16 protein-coding genes are annotated in these 17,844 nt (G+C 72.2%); 10 read left to right on the top strand and 6 right to left on the bottom strand.

The genetic code is table 11. The annotated features are described in order from the left end of the window. Window positions 1-123 precede the first annotated feature (123 nt). From hutH to AB0D04_RS08875, 5 genes are all read right to left on the bottom strand, one after another. Complete coding sequence (hutH, locus tag AB0D04_RS08895; protein ID WP_362700863.1) at window positions 124-1,668, bottom strand: histidine ammonia-lyase; 1,545 nt, start codon at window positions 1,666-1,668, stop codon at window positions 124-126. Window positions 1,669-1,774: 106 nt separating this feature from the next. Continuing rightward, a complete protein-coding gene (locus AB0D04_RS08890; RefSeq protein ID WP_362700890.1) occupies window positions 1,775-2,950 on the bottom strand; it encodes a GGDEF domain-containing protein in 1,176 nt (391 codons plus the stop codon). 169 nt (window positions 2,951-3,119) lie between these two features. Then, on the bottom strand, window positions 3,120-3,950 hold the full coding sequence (locus AB0D04_RS08885) for an enoyl-CoA hydratase-related protein (protein ID WP_362700861.1): 831 nt from the start codon (window positions 3,948-3,950) through the stop codon (window positions 3,120-3,122). A gap of 398 nt (window positions 3,951-4,348) precedes the next feature. Beyond that, a complete protein-coding gene (locus AB0D04_RS08880) occupies window positions 4,349-5,494 on the bottom strand; it encodes an adenylate/guanylate cyclase domain-containing protein (protein ID WP_362700859.1) in 1,146 nt (381 codons plus the stop codon). A gap of 299 nt (window positions 5,495-5,793) precedes the next feature. Beyond that, window positions 5,794-6,687, bottom strand: coding sequence for a biotin--[acetyl-CoA-carboxylase] ligase (locus tag AB0D04_RS08875; RefSeq protein WP_362700857.1), 894 nt, complete (start codon window positions 6,685-6,687; stop codon window positions 5,794-5,796). A gap of 131 nt (window positions 6,688-6,818) precedes the next feature. Between AB0D04_RS08875 and AB0D04_RS08870 the strand changes: the two genes are divergently transcribed. The 8 genes from AB0D04_RS08870 to AB0D04_RS08835 all read left to right on the top strand — a co-directional run bounded on the left by AB0D04_RS08870 (window position 6,819) and on the right by AB0D04_RS08835 (window position 14,380). Beyond that, window positions 6,819-8,408, top strand: a complete 1,590-nt coding sequence (locus tag AB0D04_RS08870; RefSeq protein WP_362700855.1) for an acyl-CoA carboxylase subunit beta — start codon at window positions 6,819-6,821, stop codon at window positions 8,406-8,408. Between the two features lie 14 nt (window positions 8,409-8,422). Continuing rightward, window positions 8,423-8,635 (top strand): acyl-CoA carboxylase epsilon subunit, encoded by a 213-nt coding sequence (locus AB0D04_RS08865; protein ID WP_362700853.1) that lies wholly within the window; start codon window positions 8,423-8,425, stop codon window positions 8,633-8,635. Window positions 8,636-8,796: 161 nt separating this feature from the next. Next, entirely contained in the window at window positions 8,797-8,925 is a 129-nt protein-coding gene (locus AB0D04_RS08860; RefSeq protein ID WP_362700851.1) for a hypothetical protein, read from the top strand. Between the two features lie 134 nt (window positions 8,926-9,059). Then, a complete protein-coding gene (locus tag AB0D04_RS08855) occupies window positions 9,060-10,544 on the top strand; it encodes a penicillin-binding protein 2 (RefSeq protein ID WP_362700849.1) in 1,485 nt (494 codons plus the stop codon). Window positions 10,545-10,585: 41 nt separating this feature from the next. Further along, window positions 10,586-11,227, top strand: a complete 642-nt coding sequence (locus AB0D04_RS08850; protein ID WP_362700847.1) for a nucleoside triphosphate pyrophosphatase — start codon at window positions 10,586-10,588, stop codon at window positions 11,225-11,227. A 96-nt stretch (window positions 11,228-11,323) separates the two neighbouring features. Beyond that, complete coding sequence (locus AB0D04_RS08845) at window positions 11,324-12,178, top strand: MOSC N-terminal beta barrel domain-containing protein (RefSeq protein WP_362700845.1); 855 nt, start codon at window positions 11,324-11,326, stop codon at window positions 12,176-12,178. Continuing rightward, the gene (locus AB0D04_RS08840) at window positions 12,175-13,641 is read left to right on the top strand and encodes a hypothetical protein (protein WP_362700843.1); all 1,467 of its coding nucleotides are present in this window, start codon (window positions 12,175-12,177) and stop codon (window positions 13,639-13,641) included. The genes AB0D04_RS08845 and AB0D04_RS08840 overlap by 4 nt, the downstream gene beginning before the upstream one ends. A gap of 166 nt (window positions 13,642-13,807) precedes the next feature. Continuing rightward, on the top strand, window positions 13,808-14,380 hold the full coding sequence (locus tag AB0D04_RS08835) for a DJ-1/PfpI family protein (protein ID WP_362700841.1): 573 nt from the start codon (window positions 13,808-13,810) through the stop codon (window positions 14,378-14,380). A 123-nt stretch (window positions 14,381-14,503) separates the two neighbouring features. Here the strand turns inward: AB0D04_RS08835 and AB0D04_RS08830 are convergent, their stop codons facing one another. Beyond that, window positions 14,504-14,959 (bottom strand): hypothetical protein, encoded by a 456-nt coding sequence (locus tag AB0D04_RS08830; protein ID WP_362700839.1) that lies wholly within the window; start codon window positions 14,957-14,959, stop codon window positions 14,504-14,506. A gap of 471 nt (window positions 14,960-15,430) precedes the next feature. Between AB0D04_RS08830 and AB0D04_RS08825 the strand changes: the two genes are divergently transcribed. Together AB0D04_RS08825 and AB0D04_RS08820 are read left to right on the top strand one after the other, a co-directional pair. Continuing rightward, a complete protein-coding gene (locus AB0D04_RS08825; protein WP_362700837.1) occupies window positions 15,431-17,200 on the top strand; it encodes a biotin carboxylase N-terminal domain-containing protein in 1,770 nt (589 codons plus the stop codon). Between the two features lie 134 nt (window positions 17,201-17,334). Continuing rightward, window positions 17,335-17,844, top strand: coding sequence for a hypothetical protein (locus AB0D04_RS08820; RefSeq protein ID WP_362700836.1), 510 nt, complete (start codon window positions 17,335-17,337; stop codon window positions 17,842-17,844).

Genomic DNA, 17,844 nt, shown 5'->3' with positions numbered 1-17,844 from the left:
CGCCGGGCTGTTCCGCCACTCCGTCCGCCGCACCCGCGACGGGGTCGCCTGACCCGAGGGCCGGGCGGCGGCGCCGCTCGTACGTGCTCCGTCCGGGAGCCGCCGCTGCCGTACGGCGCTCCGTCAGGCCAGCTCCCCGGTGACCGACTCCACGGCCTCCACCAGCTTCCCGGACCGCACGAAGACATACGCGGCCTCCAGGTCGGGCGCCAGGAAACGGTCCCCGCCCGGCCCCTGGATGCCCGCCGCCCGTACGGCGTCCAGCACCGCGAGGGTGGCGGGGGCCGCCGTCAGGCCGTCGCGCATCTCGATGGCGCGGGTCGCGGCGTAGAGCTCGACGGCGACGATCCGGGTCAGGTTGTCGACCGCGGTGCGCAGCTTGCGCGCCGCCGACCAGCCCATCGAGACATGGTCCTCCTGCATGGCGGAGGACGGGATGGAGTCCACGGAGGCGGGCGCGGCCAGCCGCTTCAGCTCGCTGACCAGGGCGGCCTGGGTGTACTGGGCGATCATCAGGCCCGAGTCGACGCCCGGGTCGCCGGCCAGGAAGGCGGGCAGCCCGTGCGAGCGGTTCTTGTCCAGGAGGCGGTCGGTACGGCGCTCGGCGATGGAGCCGAGGTCGGCGGCGGCGATGGCCAGGAAGTCCAGGACGTAGGCGACCGGCGCGCCGTGGAAGTTGCCGTTGGACTCGACCCGGCCGTCGGGGAGGACGACGGGGTTGTCGACGGCGGCGGCCAGCTCGCGGTCGGCCACCAGGCGCGCGTGGTCGAGAGTGTCCCGGCCGGCGCCCGCGACCTGCGGGGCGCAGCGGATGGAGTAGGCGTCCTGGACGCGCGGGGCGTCGTCCTGGTGGTGGCCGGTGAAGCCCGAACCGGCCAGCACCTTCAGCATGTTGGCGGCCGAGGCGGCCTGGCCCGGGTGCGGGCGGATGGCGTGCAGCTCGGGCGCGAGGACCTTGTCCGTGCCGAGCAGCGCCTCCAGGGAGAGAGCCGCCGTGATGTCCGCCGACGTCAACAGGCGGCCGAGGTCGGCGCAGGCCATCACGAGCATGCCGAGCATGCCGTCGGTGCCGTTGAGGAGGGCCAGGCCCTCCTTCTCGCGCAGTTCGACGGGGGCGATGCCATGGGCGGCGAGCAGCTCGCCGGCGGGCCGTACGACGCCGTCGGGGCCCTCGGCGTCCCCCTCGCCCAGCAGCGTCAGCGCGCAGTGCGAGAGCGGGGCGAGGTCGCCGGAGCAGCCGAGGGAGCCGTATTCATGGACGACGGGGGTGATGCCGGCGTTGAGTATCGCGGCCATCGTCTCGACGACCACCGGGCGCACGCCGGTCCGGCCGGAGGCCAGGGTCTTCAGGCGCAGGAACATCAGCGCGCGGACGACCTCGCGCTCGACCCGCGGGCCCATCCCGGCCGCGTGCGAGCGGACGATGTTGCGCTGGAGCTGGGCGCGCAGCTCGGGGCTGATGTGGCGGACGGCGAGGGCACCGAAGCCCGTCGAGACGCCGTAGACGGGCTCGGGCTTGGCGGCGAGGTCGTCGATGAAGGCGCGGGAGGCCGCGACGGCCGCGAGCGTCTCCTCGGGCAGCTCGATCCGGGCCGCGCCGCGGGCCACCGCAATGACGTCCTGTGCGGTCGTGCCGGCCGTCCCCAGCACCACAGTGTGCATATCCATATTCAGGCACCCTAGAGACTGAATCGTCGGATGTCACGAGTGGATTTGCGGATCACCCCTTACCGAGAGTGGCGGCCTCGTCCAGAGTGGCCGCCGGGCCATCGCTTCACCTCCGGAACCGCCGTCGCTCCGGACCCTGCCGCGGCTCCGGTGTGTCCGCGAGCCGTACGACCGGATCGTCGGGGCCGCCGTGCCGCCCGGCGACCACCGGCTCGCCCGACCGTGCCGCCTTGGCGCGGTACTGCGCGGCGTCGGCGAGGCGGAACAGGCGGCGCGCGGTGTGTACCGGCCCGATCGGGTCGCCGGTCGAGGCGACCCCGACCGCGACCCCGTCACCGAGGTCCAACTCCCCGGCCCGCGCGCACAGTTCACCTGCCACCTTGGCCACCTCGTCGGACGACGGGCCCACCGACAGCAGACAGAACTCGTCGCCGCCGAGCCGGGCCGCGAGGGTGCCGGGCAGTATCGCGCCGCACAGCGAGAGCACCGAGCCGAAGTGCTCCAGCAGCCGGTCGCCGACCGCGTGGCCGCGCGAGTCGTTCACCTCCTTCAGCCCATTGAGGTCGCACACCACCAGGCTGACCACCGCCCCGTCCCGCAGGTGCAGCTCCAGCGCCTCGTCCAGCCGGATGTCCACGGCGCGGCGGTTGGCGAGGCCCGTCAGCGCATCGGTGAAGGCGAGCCGGCGGGCCTCGGCGAGGCGCTCGGTCTGGGCGATCCCGGCGGCCGCGACGGCGGCGAGCACCGTCGCGAAGTCGGCGTCCGGGCGGGCGAAGACCGGCTCCCCGATGCGCCGCGCGACATACAGCTCGCCCCACGCCCGCCCGTGCAGCACGATCGGCGCGACCACACAGCAGCCGCGGCCGCGCCGGCGCAGCGCGGCCACCCTCTGGTGGTTGTAGCGGCCCGCACCGGAGCGGCCGCCCTCGCCCGGTCGGCCGCCCTCGCCCGGCCGGTCGTCCTCGCCCGGCCGGTCGTCCTCGCCCGGCCGGTCGTCCGCGTACGCCCCTTCGGCGGTCTCCACCCAGGCTTCGGGCTCGCCGCCGCCCGCCCACCGCTCATGGAGGAAGCCGACGATCTCCGGGAACTCGTGCACCGGATACCACTCGTCGTCGGGGAACTCCCGCTCCCCGACGGCAAGTTCGCCGACATTGACCAGGACCCGCAGCTTGCCCAGCTCACGCTCCCACTTGGAGATCGCCGCGAAGGAGCCGCCCAGGGCCTGGCGTGCGCCCAGGGCCGCGGCGCGCGCCGACTCGTGCGGCGTGGGCGCGGCCGCCATCGCCTGCGCCAGCTCCACCACTGCCCGCAGCTTCGCATCGCCGTCGGCCTCGCGCGTCACCGGATCCTCACATTCCGTTACCGTGAGCACACCCTGTACTACAGCGTAGGAATGTTTAACCCTATTCGCGCCTTTCCGGTCGCGTTGCCCCGAGCGGCGCGCGGGGGGCTCACTCCCCCGGCCAGTCCGGCTGCCGCTTCTCGTTGAACGCCGCGACGCCCTCCGCCCGGTCCCCGGAGAACGCCACGCTGCGCCAGGCGCCGTCCTCCACCTCCAGGCCGGCCCGCAGGTCGAGCCCGTGCCCCAGCCGCAGGGCCCTCTTGGCGGCCCGCAGCCCGACGGGCGAGTGACGGGCGATCCGGGCCGCCAGCGCAAGCGCCTCCGCCCGGTCCTCCCCGGTGGCGACCAGCTGGTCGACCAGCCCCAGCTCCGCGGCCTCGGCGGCCGGCACCCGGCGCGCGGTGAACACCAGCTCCGCCGCCCTGGCGGCCCCCACCCGGCGCGGCAGCAGCTGGGTGCCCCCGCCACCGGGGATCACCCCCACCGACACCTCCGGCAGCCCGACCACCGCACTGCCGTCCGCGACGATCAGATCGCAGGCCAGCGCCAGCTCGAAGCCGCCGCCGAGCGCAAAGCCGTGGACGGCCGCGATGGTGGGCACCGGCAGCTCCAGCACACCGGTGTACGCGGCCCGGGTGTGCGGCCGCTGGCGCATCAGGTCCGCGTCGGTGAAGGAGTTGCGCTCCTTGAGGTCGGCGCCCACGCAGAACGCCCGCTCATGGGTGGAGGTGAGGACCACCGCCCGTACGGACCGGTCGGCGGCCAGCTCGGCGCACGCCTGCGCGAGCGCGTCGGCCATCGCCGTGGAGACCGCGTTCATGGCCTTGGGCCGGTCCATGACCAGCTCCGCCACAAAGCCGTGCCGCTCGATGCCGACCCAGCCCTCGTCGCCGAACCGCCGCACCTCGCCCGCCGTGCCGCCGTCCATGCCGTCCTCCATAGCGCCCTCCCGGTTAACGACCGTTGACCTGACTGATCCGGCAGGATCATTTCAGGTACGGGGGCGCACGAACAGGAGGGGGCCTTAGGGGGCGGGCGAACAGATCCCCTAAGGGGAGCACGCGCCCCCTGCGGGGCCACAACGCGGCGGGGGCGGGCGGTGTTCCCCGCGGGCCGTCACGTGCACGACGGGCAGAACGGGCTCCCGGGCCGGACGGACTCCCGGCACGTGCACGACGGGCCGGACGGCTTCCCGGCCGGTGCGCCTCAACGCCGACGGGACAGCCTCCCAGGCCGGTGCGCCTCAACGCCGACAGGACAGCCTCCCAGGCCGGTGCGCCTCAGCCACCGGCGCGGCTCGACCGCATGCGCCGCCCCGGCCCACCCCGCCGCGGGGGATCAGCCCCGGCGGCTCAGCAGCCACGGCTCGATGACGCCCAGCCCGCGGACCGGGCGCTGCCACATCGGCTGGAGGGCGAAACGGTACGACGGCGGTGCCTCGCCCGTGCCCTCCTCGGCGGCCTTTTCCGCGGCCGCGGCATCCGCCTCGGAGACCGGTGCCTCGCCGGTACGCCCCAGCTCCTCCGCGAAGGCCTCGTCCACCAGGACGGTGTCCTTGGGCGCTATCGAGGTGAGCCGGCTGGCCAGGTTGACGGTCGTACCGAAGACATCGCCCATCCGGGTCGTGACCGTGCCGAAAGCGATGCCGACCCGCAGCTCCGGCATCGTCTCGTCATGGGTCATGGTCTCGATCAGCCGCAGCCCGATCTCCGCCGCGATGCCCGCGTCGTCGGCGGAGAAGAGAACCTCGTCGCCGAGCGTCTTGATCAGCCGGCCGCCGTGCGCGGCCACCAGGTCGGCACAGGTGGTCTCGAACGCCTCCACCAGCTCGCCCAGCTCCTCCTCCTCCAGGCGGCGGGTCAGCCGGGTGAAGCCCACCAGGTCCGCGAAGCCGACGGCAAGGCGGCGGTCGACCATCTCCGCGTCGTCCTGGGCCTGGACGACCCGGCCGGTGGCCGCGGCCAGCTGCCGCCGCCAGACGTAGACCAGGAACTCCTCCAGTTCGGGGAGGAGCAGCTCGACCAGGGGGTAGGTGATCTCCGTACGGGTCAGACCCGTGTCGGCCGGCTCGGTCAGGCCCTCCAGGAAGGAGTCGATCTGCCAGTCGGCGAGGCGGGCGGTGGTCTGGCCGGTGGAGCGGGCGACCTGTACGGCCATCGCCTCGCTGAGCAGACCGGCCTCGACCAGACCGGCCAGGCGCCGCAGCGCCAGCACATCGGCCTCGGTGAGCGCCTTGACCTGGCCGATGTCGGCGAAGCCCATGGCGCGCCAGAAGCGGGCCGCGAGGTCCATCGACACACCGGCGCTGCGGGCCGCCTGGAACGGCGTGTAGCGCCGGTCGGCGCCGAGGATGAGTTGTTCGAGGCGGATGGCGAGGGGCCCGTCGGGCGACGCGGCTGCCTCGTCCTCCGCGCCGGTGTGCTCGTCGTCCGGGCCGGTGTCCTGGTCGCTCGTCGGGGCGGCACCCGAGTCGTCGGCGGTCACCGCATACTCCCTGTCCGGTCCCTGCGCACTGCCCTTCCGATCACTTCTCGCCCAAGGTCCGCTCCACGGCGGACGCCCCAACGATACGGCAGGTGTGCTCTGGCTCACTCTCACGTGCGGGCACGGCGGGGTGGACCAGGGCAGGAGCCGCCGGTGGCTTCGCCTGGTACCCGGCATGCCAGAACACTGTCGCGGACGCAGGCACAGCGGGGTGGACCGGGACAGGAGCCGTCGGTGGCTTCACTCGGTGCCCGGCGTGCCAGGGCGCTGCCAGGGACGCGGCGTCCCGCCTCCGCGTGTCACTCCGGCTGGCCTGAATAACTGCCTCCGGTTGCCCGCAGATGCACGATGTCGCCCGCCGCCACCGGCTGCTGCACGCCGTCCTCGGTTGCCAGGACCAGCCGGCCTTCGCCGTCGATGGCCACCGCCTCGCCGAGCAGCTCGGCGTCGCCGGGCAGTTCGGCCCGTACGGGGCGGCCCAGGGTGGCGCAGCCGGCCGCGTAGGTCTCCTGGAGGCGGCTGGCCGCGGGATCGCCGACGGCGTCCTGCCACTTGCCGTACCACTCCTCCAGCGAGCGCAGGACTGCGCGCAGCAGCGGGTCACGGTCGGTGCCGCGGGCGCCGGCGAGTGCGAGGGAGCCCGCGGTGGGCACCGGCAGCTCGTCGGCGTGGAGGGAGACGTTGAGGCCGATGCCGATGACGACGCCGTCCCCGGCGCGTTCGGCGAGGATGCCGCCGGTCTTGCACTCGACGCCGTCGATGCTGACCAGAAGGTCATTGGGCCACTTCAGCGCCGTGTCGACGCCCGCCGAGCGGGCGAGGGCGGCGGCCGTGGCCACGCCGGTGAGCAGCGGCAGCCAGCCCCAGCGCCCCATCGGGACGCGGGGGGTGAGGTAGACGGAGAAGAAGAGCCCGGAGCGCGGCGGGGCCGACCAGCGGCGGTCCAGCCGTCCGCGGCCGGCCGACTGCTCCTCGGCGATGAGGACGGCGCCCTCGGCGATCTCCCCCTTGGCCGCGCGCGCCGCGAGGTCGGTGTTGGTGGAGCCGGTCGAGGGGACGACGTCGAGGGAGGTCCACAGCGAGCCGGGCCGCAGCAGGGCACGTCGCAGGGCCGGCTCGTTCAGCGGCGGGCGTTCCAGATCGGACCAGCGGCCTGCGTCTTTGTCCTGGTTTCCCGGTGGTTGAGGCGTCATGGGACCAGCCTAGGTGTGGTCAACGACGCAGTGCCGCAGAGCAGGCCCGCCGCTACGCTACGAGGCGGTAGCCACACCCGTACCACCCTCAGTACGAGCACCAGTCCAGGACGAGCAGGAGCCGCATCCCGATGTCCGAGCCGGAAGCAACCATCCACACCACCGCGGGCAAATTGGCGGATCTGCAGCGGCGGGTCGACGAAGCCACTCATGCCGGTTCCGCCCGTGCGGTGGAAAAGCAGCACGCCAAGGGGAAGCTGACGGCGCGTGAGCGCATCGGTCTGCTTCTGGACGAGGGCTCGTTCGTCGAGCTCGACGAATTCGCGCGGCACCGTTCGACCGACTTCGGCATGGAGCAGAACCGGCCGTACGGGGACGGTGTGGTCACGGGCTACGGCACGGTCGACGGCCGCCCGGTGGCCGTGTTCTCGCAGGACTTCACGGTCTTCGGCGGCGCGCTCGGCGGCGTGTTCGGCGAGAAGATCGTCAAGGTCATGGACTTCGCCCTGAAGAACGGCTGCCCGGTCATCGGCATCAACGACTCCGGCGGCGCGCGCATCCAGGAGGGCGTGGTCTCGCTGGGCGCCTACGGCGAGATCTTCCGCCGTAACACCCATGCGTCCGGCGTGATCCCGCAGATCTCGCTGGTCGTCGGCCCGTGTGCGGGCGGTGCGGTCTACTCCCCCGCCATCACCGACTTCACCGTCATGGTCGACCAGACGTCCCACATGTTCATCACCGGCCCGGACGTCATCAAGACCGTCACCGGTGAGGACGTCGGCTTCGAGGAGCTGGGCGGCGCCCGCACGCACAACACCACCTCCGGTGTGGCGCACCACATGGCGGGCGACGAGAAGGACGCCATCGAGTACGTCAAGGGCCTGCTGTCCTACCTGCCGTCCAACAACCTCTCCGAGCCACCGGCCTTCCCGGAGGAGGCGGACCTGGAGATCTCGGACGCGGACCGCGAGCTGGACGTCCTGATCCCGGACTCGGCCAACCAGCCCTATGACATGCACACTGCAATCGAGCATGTCCTGGACGACAACGAATTCCTCGAGACCCAGGCCCTGTTCGCGCCGAACATCCTCACCGGCTTCGGCCGCGTCGAGGGCCACTCGGTCGGCATCGTCGCCAACCAGCCGATGCAGTTCGCGGGCATCCTCGACATCAAGGCGTCCGAGAAGGCCGCGCGGTTCGTGCGGACCTGCGACGCGTACAACATCCCGGTGATCACCTTCGTGGACGTGCCCGGCTTCCTGCCCGGCACCGACCAGGAGTACGACGGGATCATCCGCCGCGGCGCCAAGCTGATCTACGCCTACGCCGAGGCGACGGTCCCGCTGATCACCGTCATCACCCGCAAGGCGTTCGGCGGCGCGTACGACGTCATGGGCTCCAAGCACCTGGGCGCCGACCTCAATCTCGCCTGGCCGACCGCGCAGATCGCCGTCATGGGCGCACAGGGCGCGGTCAACATCCTGCACCGCCGCACCCTCGCCGCGATCGAGGACCCGGCCGCACAGGACGCCCGCCGCCAGGAGCTGATCCGGGAGTACGAGGACACCCTGCTCAACCCGTACGTCGCTGCCGAGCGCGGCTATGTCGACGCGGTGATCATGCCGTCCGAGACCCGCCGCCACATCGTCCGCGGGCTGCGCACGCTGCGCAACAAGCGCGAGGCGCTGCCGCCGAAGAAGCACGGCAACATCCCGCTCTAGGAGGTCGGTCCACGATGATCAAGGTCGTACGGGGCAATCCCACCCCTGAGGAGCTGGCCGCCGCACTGGCGGTGGTCCGGGCGCGGGCGGTGGCCGCCGCTGCCGCCGCCCCCGAGGGACCGGCCCACGGCAGCGAATGGTCGGACCCCGCCTCGACGGTCCCGGCCCGCTCGCGGGTGCCGCACCCGGGCCCGCGCGCCTGGCGGACGAGCTACTGGCCACACTGAGCCGACGGGCCGACGGGCCGACGAGCGGCGGGTGTGACGCATGTCGCACCACCGCCGCCCCCGGCAGATCGGTGCACTGTGCACTGACTAGTCCTTCGCGCTGTGGCGCTTGAGTACGCGTACTCAGGCGCCACAGCCGCGACGGGCCCAGGATCGGTCGCATGCTGTGGTCAGACCCGCCCGATGAGCCGCCCGAGGAGCTGCGCGATGCGCAGGCCAAACTCCGCCGGATGGGCATCGTGGTCGCCATAGCCACCGTGCTGCTGACGTTCCTCATCGCCTGGAGGTGACGGCCGGGTGCGGTGACGGACCGAAGATGACGCAACCTTCGCCCCGCCCGCCGCATCTTCACCTCCCGAAGAGCGCAATTCGGGCGGGCGGCTGGTAGCGGGACTGCGGCGCCCCTGGGACTGGGAGCGACGCGATGAACAGACCGCTGCGGCACATAGCCGTCTTCTGCGGGGTGCTGATCCTCGCCCTGCTGGTCCGGGTGACCTGGGTCCAGTTCGTCCAGAGCGACGAGCTCGCGAACGACCCGAACAACCGGCGGGTCAAGATCGAGGCGTTCTCCTACCCGCGCGGCAACATCATCGTCGGCGGCGAGCCGGTCACCGGCTCCGCGGCGACCGACGGCGACTTCAAGTACAAGCGGACCTACGCGGACGGCCCGATGTACGCGCCGATCACCGGGTACGCCTCGCAGGCGCAGGGCCAGAGCATGCTCGAGGGCGTCTACAAGGACATTCTCAGCGGCAAGGACGACCGGCTCTTCCTCAACCGCACAAAGGCCGTCCTGACCGGCGAGAAGCCGCGCGGCGGCGATGTCATCACCACCATCGACGAGAAGGCCCAGAAGGCCGCCTACAAGGGGCTCACCGGTCTGCACGCCCGCGGCGCGGTGGTCGCCCTCGACCCGCGCTCCGGCCGTATCCTCGCGCTGGCCAGCACCCCGTCGTACGACCCGTCCTCCTTCGCCGGCCTGTCCCTCGCGGAGAGCAAGAAGTACCTGGCGCTCGACGCCGACAAGAGCAAGCCGATGAACAACCGGGCGCTGCGCGAGATCTACCCGCCCGGCTCGACCTTCAAGATCCTCACCGCGGCCGCGGCCCTGGAGCACGGCGCGGTCAGCGACATCAACGCCTCCTCCGGCGCCCCCGCCCCGTACACCCTCCCCCAGACCCACACCCAGGTCGGCAACGACGTGGCCGGCGCGCCCTGCGACAAGGCCTCGATGAAGACCGGCATGCAGTGGTCGTGCAACAACGTCTTCCTGGACGCGGCCCACAAGCTGGGGACGGCCAAGATGCGCGAGACCGCCGAGAAGTTCGGCTTCAACAAGGAGCAGTTCGTCCCCGTCCGCTCGGCCGTCAGCGGCTACCCCGAAAAGCTGGACCAGCCGCAGACCGCGCTGACCGGCATGGGCCAGGGCAGCCTGACCAGTACTCCGCTCCAGATGGCGATGGTCGTCGCCGGGATCGCCAACAACGGCAAGGTGATGAAGCCGTTCATGGTCGACGAGCTGCAGGGCCCCGGTATGTCCACCATCGAGAAGTTCGAGCCGGCCCCGCTGCACCCGGACGACCCGCAGGCCGTCTCCGAGGACACCGCCAAGAAGGTGCAGGAGATGATGGAGCACACCGTCTCGAAGGGCACCGCGGACAAGGCACAGATCGACGGGGTCACCGTCGGCGGCAAGACCGGCACCGCCCAGCACGGCGCCAACGTCAACGACGAGCGCCCCTATGCCTGGTTCGTCTCCTACGCCAAGCAGGCCGACGGCACCTCGCCGGTCGCGGTGGCCGTCTTCGTCGACCCCAAGGACATGGACATCCCCCGCTCGGAGATCGCCGGCGGCAAGCTGGGCGGCCCGATCGCGAAGGCGGTGATGGAGGCGGTGCTCAAGAAGTAGCGCCGCGCGCTCCCCGCCCCGGCCTCCGTACGATGGCGGACATGACCTCAGCGCACCATCCGCACCACCACCCCGAGCCCGACCCCCGCGCCCGCCGGCTCGTCCTCGCCTCGCAGTCCCCCGCCCGTCTGGGCCTGCTCCAGCAGGCGGGGCTGGCGCCCGAGGTCATCGTCAGCGGCGTCGACGAGGACGCGCTGACCGCCGCCACACCGGGCGAGCTGGCCCGCGTCCTGGCCGAGGCGAAGGCCGCCGTGGTCGCCGCCCGCCCCGAGGCGGCGGGCGCGCTGGTCATCGGCTGCGACTCGGTCCTGGAACTGGACGGCCGCGCCCTCGGCAAGCCCGCCGACGCCGAGGACGCCACCGCCCGCTGGAAGTCCATGCGCGGCCGCTCCGGCATCCTCCAGACCGGCCACTGCGTCATCGACACGGCGACCGGCCGCGAGGCCTCCGCCACCGCCGCCACCACCGTCCGCTTCGGCGACCCCTCCGACGCCGAGATCGCCGCCTACGTGGCCAGCGGCGAGCCCCTCTTCGTCGCCGGCGCCTTCACCCTCGACGGCCGCTCGGCCCCCTTCATCGACGGCATCGACGGCGACCCCGGCAACGTCATCGGCCTCTCCCTGCCGCTGCTGCGCCGCCTGCTCGCCGACCTGGACGTGGCCATCACCGACCTGTGGACCTGAACGGGACGCGTCCCACACGCCACACGGACGCGTCACACACGCCACATATCCGGGCCTTCCCCGGCACCGTCCGGCCGCGTGGCGCAAGCTGACCGCATGGAGACACATGCGACGGTCGGAGAACTCCTCACCTATCCCGTCAAGGGGTGCGCCCCGGTCCCGTTGACCGGGGCCGGGCTCACGCCCGCCGGGCTGCCGTACGACCGGGCTTTCATGGTGGTCGGGGAGGGCGGCGGGTACCGCAGTCAGCGCAGGGATCCCACGCTGGCGCTGATACGGCCCGAGGTCGGCGACGGGGGAAGCGAACTCACCTTACGGACGGCGGGAGTCGATCCGGTCCGGATCACGGTGGACCTGGTGTCGGAGCGGACCCCGGTCGAGCTGTTCGGGGTGCCGTACACGGGCATCGACCAGGGCGAGGAGGCCGCCCGCTGGCTGACCGAGGTGCTCGGCGCGCCCAGCCGGCTCGTCCGGGTGCCGCCGGAGCACCACCGGGTGGAGGCCGGGATCCACCCCAGCACCTCCGCGTACGCCGACAGCTGCGCCCTGCACGTCCTCTCCCGTGCCACCTTCGACGACCTCAACTCCCGGTACACCGCGGCGGGCAAACCCTCGCTGCCGATGAGCCGTTTCCGGCCGAACATCGTGGTCGACGGATGGGACGAGCCGCACCAGGAAGACCACGCGCGGCGGGTCCTGGTGGGCGATGCCGAGCTGGGGTTCGCCAAGCCGGCCATCCGCTGCGCCGTCACCCTCGTCGACCAGGAGGCGGGCGTCAAGGCCGGGCCCGAGCCGCTGCGCATGCTGGCCTCGTACCGGCGGGTGCCGGAGGGCGGCGTGGCGTTCGGGGCGCTGTACTCCGTGCTGCGTCCCGGGAAGCTGGCGGTGGGGGACGCGTTCACCGTGGTGGAGGGAACTTTGCCGGGCGGGCCGACGTCGTCGGTGATGTGACGGAGACGGACAGGAACACGGACAGCGGCAGTGCGGCCCTCGGCGAACTCATCGATTCCTGGGAGGCGATCCACGACGAGTACCGGCATGTCGGGGACGGCGAGTACGACCAGGCGGTCCTGGAAATCGCGGACCGGCTCCAGGCCGAGCCCGGCGGCCCCCTGGCGTATCTGTGGACGACCGGGATGGTGCTGACCGCGCCCTACGTCACCGAGCAACTGGACGACGCGGTACGCACACCCGCACTCCGGGCGCTGCGGGCCGCGGACGCCGCGCTGTCGGCGGCGCCCTGTGACCACGCCTGCCATCCGTACGAGACGCATACCGACGACTACGACGAAGACCTCCCCGGCGTGCTGCAGTGCCTCGTCGACGAGACGGAGGAATGGCAGGAGGACCGGCCCCGCGGCGAGTGGCAGTGCCCGCGCAACGTTGCCGGATTCGCGCGGATCGCCCTGGACATCGTCGAGCCCGGGTCCGTCACGGACGTCCCGCCGCGCCTTCCGATGGAGGCCCGCAACGACATCGAGTCGCTGACGGCCCTGCTGGAGGGCTATCCGATCGCGGGGACCGAGGTCGACCAGGAGATCGCCGAACAGGGCTGGAACCTGTCGCTCGTCAAGGACCCCGAGGAGCGCCCCGGCCGGATCATGGCCGTCCGGGCGGTGAGCTGGTGCGCCCTGCACGACTGCACGCTCGGCAAGTGGGTCTTCGACGACCTCATCAAGGCGCTGGAGAAGGCGCTGCCCCACTACGAGTCCGGCCCCTGCGCCCACGGCGCCGACGGCCACCCCGAACTGCCCGGCTTCTCGACGAGCGCCGCCGAGCTCGGCATCCAGCTGAGCTACCCGGCCGGCCGCGCCCTGTACGCGCACAGCCCGCGGCGCGGACCGCTGGAGGCCCTGCTGTGCCCGGCGCACATGGCCGCCACCGTGCGGGAGACCCTGGAGCCGCTCAAAGAGTGCCGGGAGCGTTTCTTCGGGCCGCGCGAGACCGCCCACCTCGACGCGGAATACCTGGACGCGGATGGTCGGTTGGCGATCGGGAAGATCGCGGAGGGGCTCGAGGACACGCCCCGCAACCGGCAGAACGCCGAGGACCTGGGGCTGTGGGCGGCACGGCGGTACGGACCGGCCGACGGCGAACGCGAGCGTGCGGTCCTGCTGCTCACCATGTATCAGGCGATGCGGATCCCGGACCCGGCCCCGGCGCCGACCGTGGCCAGGGAGGTCGTGCCCGTGCTGCGGTCCCTCGCCGCGGTCCCGCGGCCGGAGCGGTGCACGCACGACGACGAGCACCCGGTCCTGCGGAACGCGGACATTCCCCGCGCCCTGCCGCAGCTCTGGCCGGCGCCGGACGGGCCGGAGGCGCTGGGCGGCGGCGCGGCATGGACCTGTCCGCGGTTCTTCGGGGAGCTCGCCGACGAGCAGGTGCGGCGGCTGGCGGACCTGGTGGAGGAGTAGGCCGCTCCAGGGCCGTCCGGGGCCGGAGCGGGCCGTCCGGGTGGATTTTCCACGATGGCCGGATTCCGGCCCGCGGTATTCCGTACCGGCGGGTGGCTGCGGGCATCGTGACGGCACCGGACCACCACCCGGTCTCACTGCGATCCCACTGCGAGGAGTGCGGACCATGCCCAAGGTTCTGATCATCACCGGCGACGCCGCCGAGGACCTGGAGTTCTTCTACCCCTACCAGCGGATGCTGGAGGAGGGCTACGAGACCCATGTCGCGGCGCCGTCCCGGAAGAAGCTGCAGTTCGTCGTGCACGACTTCGTCGACGGCTTCGACACGTACACCGAGAAGGCGGGCCACTCCTGGCCGTCCGACCTCGCGCTGGCCGACGTCGAGCCGGCCGAGTACGCGGCCCTGGTGCTGCCGGGCGGCCGGGCACCCGAATATCTGCGCAACGACCCCGACTTCCGGCGCGTGGTGACGCACTTCTTCGACGCCGACAAGCCCGTCGCCCACATCTGCCACGCGGCCATCGCGCTCGCCCCGCTCGGCGTCCTCAAGGGCCGCCGGACCTCCGCCTACCCCGCCTGTGCGCCGGACGTGGAGCAGGGCGGCGGCGTCTTCGTCGACGGTGCGGCGGTCGTGGACGGCAAGGTCGTCTCGGCGCGTGCCTGGCCCGACCAGCCGAAGTGGATGCGGGCGTTCATGCGGGTGCTGCGGGAGGAGGCGCCCGTCAAGGACGTCCCCTGAGCAGCCCCGGCGGCTCGCCGCAGTCCGCCGGCCGGACTGCGGCCCGTCGGCCGGACTGCGGCCCGTCGGCCGGACTGCGGCCCGTCGGGCCTGCCCTCTGCCCTGCCCTCGGCCTTCCGGCGGTCAGGCCGAGCTGGGCGCCGTACCGAGCCCCTCGCCGCTGCTGTCGCCGTCCGCCGCCGGGGTCCGGGTCTCCCCGTACGCCACCAGCGTCAGCACAATCATCGCGAGGACGGCCATCATCGCGACGAACGCCGGCCAGCCCACCAGCCCGACGGAGAACGCGCCGAGCAGGCCGTGCACCACCGCGCAGGTGATGAGCACGATGCGGGTGAAGCCGCCGGGCGCCCGGTCGCGCAGCGCGGTGCGCGCCAGGACGGCGGCGCAGAAGAGGAGATAGAGCCCGACGAGGGCGCCCGCGACCCACGCTCCGACGGACATCGCGCCGGGCTTCAGACCCGCCAGCGACATCTGCTGGCGGTCCACCACGATGCTCAGGATCCAGTTGAGCAGGACCATCCCGAGCGCCTCCAGGATCAGCACCACCGCCGCCACCAGGGCCACCGGTCTCCGCGCCATCACCACCCCGCCCACCCTCTTCCGCCGTTTGCCGCTGCGTGGCCGAAAAGCCGGCCGGTCCACGACCGGTACCCGCGGTTACCGTGGGTACCAAGACATCGCGCACGCTACTGCTGGGTAATAGCTGAGGCAAGGGGTCTGCACGGGTGGCGTGCGGGTGTACGGAAGAGGGCGGCCCGGCCGCGGGACGGGGACGCAAAGATTCCTTCGCCCATTCGTAGGGACTCCACAAAGAATTGACGACCCGCCGAACGTCTGTGGCCAGAGACCTAGACCACATCGTGGCTTGGTGACCTTCCCCGGATTCCGGGCCTACCCTGGGCTATCAGGGGACTTCGGTCCCTCACAGGCACCCCTGGCACGCTCTATGTGGGCAAGCTCACGCCCGGGAGCGACTCGGCACGCGGTGTCGCCAGTCCCTAAACTCGCGACGTTAATTTGTTGCGGCGAAGCGCCAAGGAAGGACCCATCGTGCGCAAGGTGCTCATCGCGAACCGTGGCGAGATCGCTGTTCGGGTTGCCCGTGCCTGCCGGGACGCCGGGATCGGGAGCGTAGCCGTCTACGCCGACCCGGACCGTGACGCCCTGCATGTCCGTGCGGCAGACGAGGCCTACGCCCTGGGCGGTGACACTCCTGCCACCAGTTACCTGGACATTGCCAAGGTTCTCGCCGCCGCGGCCGATTCCGGCGCGGATGCTGTCCACCCCGGTTACGGCTTCCTGTCGGAGAACGCGGAGTTCGCGCAGGCGGTACTGGATGCGGGGCTGACGTGGATCGGCCCGCCCCCGCAGGCGATCCGGGACCTGGGCGACAAGGTCGCCGCCCGGCACATCGCGCAGCGCGCCGGTGCGCCGCTGGTGGCCGGCACGCCCGACCCGGTCTCCGGCTCCGAGGAGGTCGTGGCCTTCGCCAAGGAGCACGGCCTGCCCATCGCCATCAAGGCGGCGTTCGGCGGCGGCGGCCGCGGCCTGAAGGTCGCCCGTAACCTCGAAGAGGTCCCCGAGCTCTACGACTCCGCCGTCCGCGAGGCCGTCGCCGCCTTCGGCCGCGGCGAGTGCTTCGTCGAGCGCTACCTCGACCGCCCCCGCCACGTCGAGACCCAGTGCCTGGCCGACAAGCACGGCAATGTCGTCGTCGTCTCCACCCGCGACTGCTCCCTGCAGCGCCGCCACCAGAAGCTGGTCGAGGAAGCCCCCGCGCCGTTCCTCTCGGACGAGCAGAACGACGAGCTCTACCGCGCCTCCAAGGCCATTCTCCAGGAGGCCGGTTACGAGGGCGCCGGCACCTGCGAGTTCCTCGTCGGCCAGGACGGCACCATCTCCTTCCTCGAGGTCAACACCCGCCTCCAGGTCGAGCACCCGGTCACCGAAGAAGTCACCGGCCTCGACCTGGTCCGCGAGATGTTCCGCATCGCCGACGGCGAGGAGCTCGGCTACGACGACCCCGCCGTCCGCGGCCACTCCTTCGAGTTCCGTATCAACGGCGAGGACCCGGGCCGCAACTTCCTCCCGGCGCCCGGCACGGTCACCCGTTTCGACGCGCCGTCCGGCCCCGGTGTCCGCCTCGACGCGGGCGTCGAGTCCGGCTCCGTCATCGGCCCCGCCTGGGACTCCCTCCTGGCCAAGCTGATCGTCACCGGCGCCACCCGCGAGCAGGCCCTCCAGCGCGCAGCCCGCGCACTGGACGAGTTCACCGTCGAGGGCATGGCCACCGCCATCCCCTTCCACCGCGCCGTCGTACGCGATGCGGCCTTCGCCCCCGAACTCACCGGCACCACCGACCCGTTCACGGTCCACACCCGCTGGATCGAGACGGAGTTCGTCAACGAGATCAAGCCGTTCGCCACGCCCGGCGCGGAGGAGGCCGAGGAGGGCAGCCGCGAGACCGTCGTCGTCGAGGTCGGCGGCAAGCGCCTCGAGGTCTCCCTGCCGTCCTCGCTGGGCATGCCGCTGGCCCGCGCCGCGGTCGCCGGCGGTGCCAAGCCCAAGCGCAAGGCCGCCAAGAAGTCCGCGGGCGCCGCGTCCGGTGACGCGCTGGCCTCGCCCATGCAGGGCACCATCGTCAAGGTCGCCGTCGAGGAGGGCCAGCAGGTCGTCGAGGGCGAACTCGTCGTCGTCCTCGAGGCGATGAAGATGGAGCAGCCGCTGAACGCCCACCGCTCCGGCACCATCAAGGGCCTCACCGCCGAGGTCGGCGCCGCCCTCACCTCCGGCGCCGTCATCTGCGAGATCAAGGACTGACGCGGCGACACCGCACCACGCGAGGGGCTTCCGGCACATGAGTGCCGGAAGCCCCTCGCGTTACGGGTACCGCGCGGCACAATGGGCCCGCAAGCTTCGGGTGAGGGACGAGGGACAGCGGGGGCGAGGGCCGTATGGAAGCGGAACTGACGGCGTTGGCCGAGGCGGCGACGGACGAGTTAGCAGCAGCGGCGCGCACGGACCGGTGGGACCGGCTGCGGGACGCCCTCGTCGATGGGCTGCTGCCGGCCGGCGCCGGGCAGGCGGACCGGCAAGCGCTGACCGCCGAGTTCGAGAGCGTCCGGGACGCTCTCCGCGCGCCCGTGTCCAACAGCCCCGCCGGGATCGTGCAGGCAACCGCCGTATGGCGCGGGCGCATCCGTCAGCTGCTGGCCGAATCCCCCGATGCCGCCCCGAGAGTACGGGCACTGCTGAACGATCTGCGCCCGTACGGCGGCCAGTCGATCAGCATGGGGGACCACAATGTCGCGTCGGACGTGGTGGACCACCGCACGATCAGCCACGGCGGCGGCCACAACACCCCCGACGGCACCACCCCCTTCGGCAGTCCCCTCGGCTGGCCTCCCCCCGGCAACACCCCGCCCGGCCCGCCCTTCGGCGACGACGAAGAGGACGAATGGTGA

The organism is Streptomyces sp. NPDC048483, from assembly GCF_040651455.1.
Lineage (GTDB): Bacteria > Actinomycetota > Actinomycetes > Streptomycetales > Streptomycetaceae > Streptomyces.
This window is presented reverse-complemented; position numbering and strand designations above follow the sequence as displayed.